Here is a 10,463-nt window from a genome sequence, read left to right as displayed (position 1 = left end):
GGAAATCGACAAAGAACGTCGATTCCCACATTACGCACCGCACGACGACGAAGGATTATTCAACAAGTACTTCAACAGATAGGCCTATACTGACATTTCTAATGGGCTAGCCACCCTGTCATTTCTAATGAGCTACAACATACTCTTGTAAGCGCAAAGCAATAATGTCGTAGCTCTGCAAAGCCAAAGTGTCGCTGCCCCATCCTGAGTTGAGGGTTCGGAGGCGCAGATGGGTTGGCTACAGATGAGCAAGCAGGAGTTGCAGCGGGTGACGTCTTGACCGAAGTGCTCGCTCGCAATCGCACGACGGAGTCGGCGGCTGGCGTGTTGGGCGTGAGCTTGAGACAGGCGCAGCGGCTAGTGGCGAGATACCGTGACGGCGGTGGCGGTGCCCTGATTCACGAGAGCCGCGGCCACCCGGCGAGCAACAGGTTGAGCGCAGGCACCCGTGAGCTGGTTCTCGAACTGGTGCGGCAGAGCTATCGGGACTTCGGACCGACACTCGCCGCGGAGGTTCTGCTGGATCGCCACAGCATCGAGGTCTCACGCGAGACCTTTGCAGAGTTCGAAGTCGCTGACAAATCTGAGGCCCATACTTCCCTCTTCTTGAGACCAAAGAAATAGATGGTCGCTAACAACCACAGTGTCGAAGAGTGACTCGGCTTTTATCGATAATCGATGCGCGGCTTGGAATCGCCATGTTTCAGAGTGCGAACGTCCGATTGAAGCGGTGACTTACTTGTGCATTTCATTGGGAGGACTCATAGAACCGTCGACGCCGATGGGATGAAAACCGCGAAGACTGTACCCGAAGGCTGAGGCTTGGCTTTGCTGCGGACTCGTATGGTGCCCCCGTGTTTACGCACGATCCCCTGCGATACCCAAAGGCCGAGTCCGATTCCGGTAGCTTCTTTCGTAGAGACGAAGGGCTCGAAGAGGCGCTCCATAACTGCCGGAGAGATTCCGTGTCCGGAGTCGGCGACAACGATCTTTACGCCGTAGGAACGCTCCTTCGCCCAGCTCCTGGTTCTCTTCACCCTCAAACGAAGAGATCCGCCGTGTGGCATCGCGTCCATCGCGTTGCCGACGATGTTGGCGATCACCTGGCGCACCTCGCCGCCAAGACAAGTTGCAACCGCTCCCCGTTCGCATTCGGCGTTCACGCGGATGTTCTTACTCGCCAGCCGCTGCCCGAAGAGAGCAAGGACCGAGTCGACGATATCGCAGATGTCGGTCGGCGCCGGTGAGGTCGACTGTCTGTGAAATTGGAGAGTCTGTGTGGTGATGTGCGCGACTCGCCTCAGTTCCTCTTCGGCAGTCTTGAGATAGCTCTTCGTATCCGCCTTGAGCGAGTCGTCCTGCAGCGCGAGATACAGGGAGTTGGTGACGCCTGCCAGAGGATTGTTGATCTCGTGTGCGATGCTGGCGGCGAGCCGACCGGCCGTCGCCAGCTTCTCCGACTTGCGCAACGCATCCTCGGCCAGCCTCTGCTCGTGAGTATCGGTTAAGCTCCCGATCCACCGTTCTATCTGGCCCCCGTCGTTCCTGAAGGGAACTGCCCTCGCGAGGAAGTACCGGAAGAGGCCATCCTTCCGCCGCAAACGGAATTCGTTCAAATAGGGCTCGCCGGTTTCGACGGAGTGGTTCCAGAGCTTCAGTGTCGGGGCGAGATCCTCCGGGTGCACCAGTTCCAGCCACTGAATGTTTGGTCTCTCGGCCTCCGTCACGCCCAGGTAGTCCAGATAGCGCTGATTGCAGTACGTGTTCTCGCCCAAACCATTGGTCATCCAGATAAGCTGGGGCAGGCTATCGGCGAGGATACGAAAGCGTTCCTCGCGCTCCCGCAGCCCGCGTTCCGCAAGCTTCTGTTCGTGAATATCCGTACAACTGCCGATCCAGCGTTCTATATTCCCGGCTTCGTTCCGCACGGGAACTGCTCGTGCAAGAAAGTGCCGGTAGGTGCCGTCATGCCGGCGCAGACGGTACTCGACCTGGTACGGCTCGGACCGTTCTATCGATTTGCGCCAGGCGGCAAAGGTGTCTTCCATGTCCTCGGGATGGAAGCGTTCCCGCCACAAGGGAATATCCGTCTCGCTCGCTACGACCCCGAAGTACTCAAAGACGCGTTGATTGCAATACGTGGTTTCACCCTTGGAGTTCGCCATCCAGACAAGTTGAGGCAGGCTCTCCGCCAGGGCACGAAAACGCTCCTCCCGTTCTCGCAGCCCGCGCTCTGCCTGCCTTTGTTCGCTAAGATCTAGCACGAAACCGACGTACTCATCCTCGGTCTCCTCCAAGAGGGCATAGCCGCACAAGATCGGTACACGACTGCCATCCTTGCGGATGTACTCCTTCTCGTAAGGCGTACAACTTCCGCGCTTGGCGGCCTCCTGGATATGCGCACGGTCCAGGTCGGCATACTCAGGAGGCGTCATCGTGTCCCATCGCACCAGGCCCGCTTCCTGGTCCTCGCGCGTGTAGCCGGTCATTCTAAGGAGTTCATCGTTGCTCTCACGGAAAGCGCCAAACCGGTCCGGGATGGCGACTCCCATCATGTCCGACTCGAAGAGTTTGCGGAAACGCGACTCACTGGCCCGGAGAGCTCGCTCCGTTTCTTTCTTCTCAGTTACATCCCGGAAGTAGATGGAAACGCCATGTTCCGATGGATAGCAGTGACATTCGAACCAGGCGTTCAGCGGCTCTGGATAGAAGTTGTCGAAGTGGCGCGGTATCCCGGTTTCTACAGCCTCGCGGTATTGCCTGCCGAACTCCGACTCCGCTGCATGCGGAAAGAGTTCCCACTGCGCTTTGCCAATCATCTCCTCAGGCCGCAACGCAACGATCCGCGCCGCCTGCTCGTTCACATAGGTGTACCGGCCCTGCTTGTCCAAGACCACAAGCCCATCGGTCGTGCTCTCCAGCACGTTCTTCAGGTTTGCCGCGATGGTGTCACGCTCGCGTTCCGCTTTCAGCTTCGCCGTAACATCGTGGGAGACGGCAAGGATGCCGCAAATGGCACCCGCCGAATCTCGAACGGGACTATAGCTGTATGTCCAGTAGAGATCCGTCAGGGCTCCCTGCCGCAAGATCGGAATCAGCTCGTTCTCGAAGTAAAGTTTCGCGCCCCGCTCCAGAACCGACCTCAGCTTCGGGGCCAGAATATGCCACGCTTCTGGCCAACATTCCTGCCCGGTTTGCCCCAGAGCATCAGGATGTCTTTCACCCTCCAGCGGCCGGCAGGCATCGTTGTAAAGCACGACCATCTCCGGCCCCCAGATCAGGAGCATGGGGAACTGGCTCTCCAGCATCATATTGACAGCGCAGAGAAGGGTTTCAGACCACCCGGATATCGCGCCGATCGCGGTCGTCTCCCATGGGTGACGGCGTATCCGCTCGGCCATCTCTCCGTCGGCAAAGATACGTTCGCTGTTCGGCTTCAGCGGATCGTCAACCTGCAGTGTCGAGGCTTGCCCGATAAGCATGACGCCTCCAATCGAACCCATTGGGGATGTAACCAGTCGATTCTATCGAGGAGGTGCGCCCATGGGTCAAGCGATAGATGGACCTGCGGCCGTTAGAGATTCGATCGAACAATGAGATTCTCGAGTCGGACGCAGAGTAGCGGGAATGATGTTCTCAGATTGCCCAATTTCCGCCCTTATCCCCCGAAACGCCGGATTCGCTACGACGAGAGTCCGAACCCCTATCTGAGTCGAACGATCGTAATTTCGCCAGCAGGTCAGCCGGGTGAACCGGCTTCGCAAGAATTTCAAAATTATGCCCCTTAGCCCGTGCAGTTTCCAGAAGATCAGAGGTAGCTGCTTGCCCTGAAAACAGCAAGATCTTGCACGTAGGCAAAATCTCGCGTGTCCGCATGGCAACTTCAATGCCGGTCATTCCAGGCATAATCACGTCACTAATGAGCATGTCTGGCTCGAAAGAGCTCAGAGCTTCGAGGGCACTCTCACCGCTATAGACGGCCTGCGCGCTAAAACCGGCTTGATTCAGGATGATGGCCAACGTGTTCGCAATGACCTGTTCGTCGTCAGCAACAATGATCCTCCCCTCGCGCATTAAACGACCCGTCGATTTGCCCATAGTCTTCTCCCCCGGTGGCAGATAGACAACTGAAGAACACGCGCGTCAGACTCGCTAGTCCTGCCCACAGATTACCGGTCCATGAGTTCAACCGTCTTTTCAGACCTTCTCCCTATACCGAATATTGAATGATTCGAGCAGCACTCGTCGTATAGTGCGTGATGTCAAAAGTTATATCAGTTAAGCGACAGATTGTTGATTGCGTTCGGACACTTTTTGCGTTCAGTATTGATCGAGGATGCTGGGGCAGCGGGCTAACTCCGTCAGTCTCTTCTCGCGATGGTAGGGGTTAGGGGCAACGTTTGATAAGACTCTGAAACGATATGACGAAGGAGACTGTTGCTAGCGGCGACCGACGATCTTCGTATCCTTGCCCGGCGCGTGGAGGCGCCCGCAAGGCCCATTTTTTACGCTTGCGATGGTGGCATCCGCAAAACGCCGGCCCCTTCAAGCAAACACTTGCGGAGTTCGAAAGGCCACGAAGGAAGTCTTTGACTGTCGGGATGGATGTCCTAGCGAAAAGTGATTGCCATCGAACTTGACAAATACAAGAGCGAGGATCAGAACAGCGACAATGGTCACGCAGAACAGAACGAGAACCCGGCGGAAGTTCGGCTCGTTTGGTTTTACCTGTTCGATCGGCATACGAAATAGATGCCGACGTGTAAAAAGTCGTTGGCCAAAGTGCCCGCGGATGAGGCACATTCAGAAGACTTCGATTTACCACAACTCTGCATTGCTGCCTCCAATCTCAGCTTCGCCGGACCACAAAGAACCGGCTCATGACCCCTCGTGGCTGGTGTCGGAGCTCCGATTCTATTTGGCCTCCTCATCAATACCGGCTCTCGCTTCCCCGTAGCCGCGGGCTATGCACTTGGCGCGGCGCTCATGATTGCCGCAGCAATATGCGAGCACTTCATTGAAGCAGCCGGCAAGAGCCTCGAAGCGGTTTCAAAACCGCTTCAAAGCCAATGACGGTTTCAGTCGTGGTAGATCACACAGGCATCCGCTCTAATTCTCCGAGCCTGTGTAGGTCGCGTTCGGCATGAGATTGTCGAAGATAGAGATCGAGCTCCTGATAGCGCACTGATACTGCTTCGTCGAAGGCGAGAGGGTGCGGACCGTAGGCCCGCGCAAGACGGCGAAGTATGTCGGTGGCATGAACCTCTACGAGATGACGGACGCGGAGCGCGCGGATGCGAGCAGCAACCCCGTCCGTTGGACTTCGATCTATCTCTGCACCCACGGCATCCAGAAGGGTTTCCAGCGCCCAAAGGCTGGACCGCATCGCGCCAAAGTGCGCCAGGGTGTGAGGATCACTGCGCGTCTGGTTCGCGGCCCAGTCTACGAGTCCTGCAGCGCCGCCGGCCCAACATGCGGCAGGTCCGCAAGCGCCATGCCAGAAACCCGGACGATTAAGATAGAAGCCTGCCGGACCAACAATATCCCTCTTAGAAAACCTGATGGCATTGAAGGCTACGGTGCATGTGCTCGTTTCAGAGAACGCTTGTGCGTGCCACTCTGAGCGGTCAAACTCGAAATTGGGTTGCCGGAGGTCAACGTCAATCAATAGATGTTCTGGGTCACCAACCGTTACCAAAGCTCGATCGATAAGCCCAGCTCCGCTGCAAAACGGCTTCTTGCCTGATAGCGTCTGACCCCCGAGATGCAGGGAGCGACCGGGGATTTCGGCAGCCCAAACGCCATAGATTGCATTAGGAGCAACTTCGTGACCAGCCTCGCTAAGGATGGCGACTGCGTCCCAATGGGCCTCAGCGAGTCGCGCGAGGGAGAGGTTGCGCCGCCCGGTCTCAAAGAGGAAACGATGTCGCTCGGACGTCTGCCCGTGCCCTGGCAATGGCAGCGGCGAAGCCGTGATATCCCTGACTTCGTCGATGAGACTCACTCAGCTGCCTCGAGTTCTTCGTTATTGTGCGCGGCCAGAGCTTGGGCGAAGCCGAGGGGTGCACGGCCAACGCGGCGTCCGCTGGTGACCACTCGGACGCTCCCGAGCGAGACGCGCAGAGAACCCGTAGTGTGGAGGCGGTTCCATAAATCGTGGTCCTCCGCTGTAGGCAAGGAACTCCAGCCACCCGCACGAAGGTATGCATCTGCGCGCACGCCAAGGTTCGCGCCATGTACATGAGGGTGAGAACCGTCGGCGTGAATCAGATAACTGGAACTGAAGCGCTCAGCGACCTCTGGCTGGTGCTCACTGAAGCTATCTACGCTGATGATGCCTGCAATAGCTTGGACATTGGTCTCGGCGATGGCGAGTTGATCCAGCAACCATGTCTCGGGAACGCAGCAGTCCGCATCTGTATTGGCAAGCCAGTGCAGATGAGCGGGACCTTTATATCTCCCGAGAGCAATGCTCGCCGCGAGGGAGCGAGCGCTGCCAACTCCTCCCTCAGTTGTGCTAACAACGGCACCTTCGTCTCTAAGGATGCTTTCAGCTATCGCTCTCGTCCGGTCAGATGATGCATCATCGACCACGATGACGTCGCTTGTAACTTCCGGTGGCAGCTTTAAGCGTGCACGTTGCACAGAGAATAGGCAGCGAGGCAGAAGAGCCTCTTCATTGCGTGCGGGAATAAGCACTGAGATGTGCCAACTATCCTCGCGTCCAGACGTCAAGTCGAAAACCGGTATGGCGTTGTCCATGCCGCAGGATGAAGTCTGGAACCTGATTGAGGATTTCATGAACGCGGTCTCCGGAGAGCAAATGATCGGATGAGTCGCCAAGCCAGTGCGCGGCGACAAAGACACCAGACGTGCTCACCCGGCTGGTGACAGCTGTTGCGACGGCGAACAGATCCTCTTCCGTAAAGTAATAGCCAATTTCGCTGAATACGATAAGGTCGAAAGTCCCAGACGGTATGAAGGCCGGAAGGGCTCCGCAGGTTGTTCGCACATTATCAAGATGTTGCGTTCGCTCGCGGGCTTGCGCTATAGCGGTCGGAGAAATATCCATTGCCTCCACGCTGTCACAGATCCGCGCCAGCATCGCCGTCAAGACTCCGATAGAACAGCCTGGCTCAAACGCGCGTCGATAGCGTCGGCCACCAACCGCAGATAGGATAGCCTCATACCGCTCACGCTCGTACGAACTTGTAGCGAAACTCCACGGGTCCTCGCAGTCCTGGTACTTGGCTTCAAAGAACGCTTTGGAGGTGACGTCATAGATCATGCGGGAAGGTAAAACTCGAATGGGAGGAAAGCGGGCCAAAGATGAATGTCATGCAGTATGGGATCACCGGACGGATGATGAAGCTGTGATGCATGAAACGCCAATGCTTCTGCCTTAGCGGTCCGCTGGTCGACATTGAGCGGAAACGCATGGAGGCGAAGGCCTTCCAAAAGTTCTGGCGTGCCACGGTGCCACGTCCAAAAGAAGTAGAAAGCAAGGCGCGCACCCGTCCTTTCGGCGAGCTCCCGCGCAGCGACACCACAGGCCTCGTGGTCGGGATGAAAGTCAAAAGGCCAGGGGGCCAGAATATGCGTCCGTGGCGTGACGAAAGGCAGAAGCCGTTCGACGACGCTCGATCGCTCTTGGCTTACCTTGCTGTCTGTGATCTGTAACCGCAGCAGATATTCGCTTTCGATTCGGAGACGCGCAGCCGCCTGTGTCTGCTCTCTTACGCGGAGTTCGCCGAGCCCAGCGTATCCGTCATATGCATTTTCCCCATCAGTAACCGCGACTATCGTAATTGGCAAGTCTCTTTCGCGCTGCGCATAAATCAGACCGCCCACAGTTAACGTCTCGTCGTCAGGGTGAGGACTTATCACGAGCATCGGTGCCGAGCCGGGACAAAAGGCCGGGAGACCTGTCAAGACATGCTCCCAGTCATGCTTTCCACAGATAGGAACAACCATGCTTATCTGATGCTTGATCGTGCGATGGCGTTCTCGGCGTAAACGTAGTGGCGACCAAACAATGAAAACCCACCTTGCTGTTCTTGCGAATCGTCGGATTAGGACAAACAACCTACTGAGTTTGGGTCGCAATAAGGTCGAGGTATATGGAGCTCTTTAGTGTCTCGCGACAACATGAGCTTTATCTAGCTCGGAACGTCAGAGGACCGTGTGATGGCCGAGGAACGGGAAAATTCAGAGAAGTCTTTATCGCGTCGACAAATGATTGGTGCCTTGGGATCAGGTTTAGCGGCGGTTGCGGTTCCGCCTGCGTTTGGACAGTGGCCACCGCGCAGGAACAGGCCAAGATGTATCCGAGCACGGCGCAACCCGTACAAGACCCCAGCTCGAAATACCCGAAACCTCTACACACGTTCATCAAACAGCCTGGCCTGGACACGGTCGAATTCAGGCAGCGATGAGCTTCGCGGATACTGGATTCGTTCTAGCTCGGTACAAGCCTGGCCGGTAGACCGTCTATTGGCAGGAACAAGCTGAAGACAGTTCCCTGACCCAGACGGGTGCGCATCGCTATCCTTCCGCCATGCTTCTGTATGATGCCCAACGACACCCATAGGCCCAATCCCGTGCCTGTCGCGTCCTTCGTCGTCACAAAGGCCTCGAAGATCTTTTCTCGGATCTCGACTGGAATTCCTTGTCCTGTGTCCCCTACCGACACGCGCAATCCCTCCGTCCTTGCCTCGTCCCAGCCCTTCACGCGGGCGATCCTCACCCTGATCTTCCCACCGCCCCGGACTGCATCCAGAGCGTTGCTCAGCAGGTTTGCAAATACTTGCCGGACCTCATCGCCACAACAGTACAGCCGTCCAGCACAGCGATAGTCGCGTTCCAAAATCACACCTACGGTCGCCGCGCGTACCTCGAACAATGCGACAGCTGAGTCCATCAGGCTGCCCAAGTCCTCGACTGCCGCGAACCTCGACTGACGGTGAAACTGCAGCGTCTGCGTGGTCACATGGGCAACACGCCGCAACTCCCTGTCAGCTAGCTCGAGATAAGCCCGCGTGTCTGCGGGCAACGTCTTGTCCTGAAGGGCCAGGAAGAGCGAGTTCGTCACCGATTCCAGCGGATTATTAATCTCGTGCGCCATGCTCGCCGCAAGGCGTCCGGCAGCAGCGAGCTTTTCCGTGCGTCGCAACGCCTCTTCTGCTAGCTTCTGATCGTGGATGTCCGTGGCCGTCCCGAGCCAGCGCACGATCTCGCCCGCGTCATTGCGGACTGCAACAGCACGCGCCAGAAACGCCCGATAGGACCCGTCCTTCCGCCGCATCCGATGCTCGTTCTCGTACGGTTCGCCAGCCTGCACACATCGCATCCAGTGCGCGGACGTTCTTGGCTCGTCCTCCGGATGCACCAATTCCCTAATCTCTCTGCCTCGAATATCTGCCAGCTCAAAGCCGGAAAAGAGCCGGAAGTTGTGGTTGAAGTAGGTCACCGCGCCACTCGCATCCGACTCCCAAACCAACTCCGGCAGACTCTCCGCCAGCTCGCGAAACCTTCGCTCGCGCTCCGCCATTGCATGCTCGGCCTCTTTCTGCGCGCTCAGATCGCTGATGAACCCGATGTACTCATCCTCTGAACCCTCCAGCAGGGCATATCCGCACATGATTGGCACGCGCGATCCGTCCTTGCGGATGTACTCCTTTTCATAGGGCGTGCAGCTTCCGCGTTCGGCCGCCTCGCCGATGTGCCTCGCATCCAGCTCGGCATACTCCGGCGGCGTCATCGTGTCCCACCGCACGAGGCCCGCCTTCAGGTCCGCTCTCGTGTATCCCACTACACGGAGAAACTCGTCGTTGCCGTCCGAGAAAGCACCGAACCTATCCGGGTAGCAGATGCCCATCAGATTCGCTTCGTAAAGGCGCTGGAACCGCGACTCCGTCTCGAGCAGTCTGTCCGTCAACTGTTCCAACCGCGCTTCGTTCTGCTTTCGTTCGGTAATGTCCTGCACTGTCCCGCGCAGCACCGTCACCGCTCCATTGGCGTCGCGCTCGGCCACCTCCCCCCGTGCCTGGACCCAGCGGGGTTCGCCGCTGGTGTTGGTGATCGATAGGTCGAGCTCGTAAGGCTCCCCGTAGTCGAAGGCGCGTTGCAGCGCCGTAGTGATGGCCTCCCAGCTCTTCTCGCCCGTCAACTTGCGGGTCGCGTCCCCACGCGGAGGAGGCAGTGTCGGGTCGCACCCATAGATCCGGTACACCTCCGGCGACCATGTGAGCACATTCGTCGCCTTCACCCACTTCCAAGTCCCCAGACGCGCAATCCGGTGCGCCTCTTCAAGCTCCCTTTCGCGTTCCCGCAGCGATACCTCTGCAGTGCTGAGCGGGACAACGCTGAGTGGGCTGCCTACAACAAAACCTGCCTCTCGAACAGAATTTGATGTCCCCGGAACGCTCATCGATCAGTTCCTTGTGTCTATCTCGCGGATGAAA

At 57.6% G+C, this 10,463-nt stretch carries 8 protein-coding genes; 1 reads left to right on the top strand and 7 read right to left on the bottom strand.

The annotated features are described in order from the left end of the window. Window positions 1-234 precede the first annotated feature (234 nt). Window positions 235-624 (top strand): helix-turn-helix domain-containing protein, encoded by a 390-nt coding sequence (locus OHL18_RS22785; RefSeq protein WP_263377173.1) that lies wholly within the window; start codon window positions 235-237, stop codon window positions 622-624. A 137-nt stretch (window positions 625-761) separates the two neighbouring features. Here OHL18_RS22785 and OHL18_RS22780 read toward each other — a convergent pair whose 3' ends face one another. From OHL18_RS22780 to OHL18_RS22750, 7 genes are all read right to left on the bottom strand, one after another. Continuing rightward, window positions 762-3,482 (bottom strand): PAS domain-containing sensor histidine kinase, encoded by a 2,721-nt coding sequence (locus tag OHL18_RS22780; RefSeq protein WP_263377172.1) that lies wholly within the window; start codon window positions 3,480-3,482, stop codon window positions 762-764. 154 nt (window positions 3,483-3,636) lie between these two features. Then, the gene (locus tag OHL18_RS22775) at window positions 3,637-4,074 is read right to left on the bottom strand and encodes a response regulator (protein ID WP_263377178.1); all 438 of its coding nucleotides are present in this window, start codon (window positions 4,072-4,074) and stop codon (window positions 3,637-3,639) included. Window positions 4,075-5,109: 1,035 nt separating this feature from the next. Then, entirely contained in the window at window positions 5,110-5,259 is a 150-nt protein-coding gene (locus tag OHL18_RS22770) for a hypothetical protein (protein WP_263377171.1), read from the bottom strand. Window positions 5,260-6,000: 741 nt separating this feature from the next. Beyond that, window positions 6,001-6,762: a glycosyltransferase gene (locus tag OHL18_RS22765; RefSeq protein WP_263377177.1), complete on the bottom strand. Its 762-nt coding sequence runs from the start codon at window positions 6,760-6,762 to the stop codon at window positions 6,001-6,003. Further along, window positions 6,713-7,288, bottom strand: coding sequence for a nodulation S family protein (locus OHL18_RS22760; protein ID WP_263377170.1), 576 nt, complete (start codon window positions 7,286-7,288; stop codon window positions 6,713-6,715). Before OHL18_RS22760 ends, OHL18_RS22765 begins: the two co-directional genes overlap by 50 nt. After that, complete coding sequence (locus tag OHL18_RS22755; protein ID WP_263377176.1) at window positions 7,285-7,893, bottom strand: PIG-L deacetylase family protein; 609 nt, start codon at window positions 7,891-7,893, stop codon at window positions 7,285-7,287. The genes OHL18_RS22760 and OHL18_RS22755 overlap by 4 nt, the downstream gene beginning before the upstream one ends. Before the next feature lie 565 nt (window positions 7,894-8,458). Next, entirely contained in the window at window positions 8,459-10,429 is a 1,971-nt protein-coding gene (locus OHL18_RS22750) for a PAS domain S-box protein (protein ID WP_263377169.1), read from the bottom strand. Window positions 10,430-10,463 lie beyond the last annotated feature (34 nt).

The sequence above is a fragment of the Granulicella aggregans genome (genome assembly GCF_025685565.1).
Classification (GTDB): Bacteria; Acidobacteriota; Terriglobia; order Terriglobales; family Acidobacteriaceae; genus Edaphobacter; species Edaphobacter aggregans_B.
Note: the sequence above shows the minus strand (reverse complement) of the source record. Positions and strands in the feature narration are given on the sequence as shown.